1 protein-coding gene is annotated in these 255 nt (G+C 69.8%); it reads left to right on the top strand.

All coding sequences use genetic code 11. From position 1 onward, the window contains the following. On the top strand, positions 1-255 hold a 255-nt coding region (locus tag RM423_RS26355), incomplete at both ends, for a trehalase-like domain-containing protein (RefSeq protein WP_311425778.1).

Below are 255 nucleotides of genomic sequence, written 5' to 3'. Positions count from 1 at the left end.
AGGACTACGCCCTGCTCGGTGACCTGCAGAGCGCCGCGCTCGTCAGCACCACCGGATCGATCGACTGGTTGTGCCTACCGAAGTTCGACTCCCCCGCCTGCTTCGCCGCGCTGGTGGACACCCCCGATGCCGGGCACTGGACCATCGCGCCCGCCGCGGGCGGGGTCTGCACCACCCGCCGCTATATCGAGGACACCCTCGTGCTGGAGACGGAATGGCGCAGCCGGGAGGGGACCGTGCGGGTCACCGTCTTCA

Origin of the sequence: Jatrophihabitans lederbergiae, assembly GCF_031845305.1 — a bacterium.
GTDB lineage: Bacteria > Actinomycetota > Actinomycetes > Mycobacteriales > Jatrophihabitantaceae > Jatrophihabitans_A > Jatrophihabitans_A lederbergiae.
This window is presented reverse-complemented; position numbering and strand designations above follow the sequence as displayed.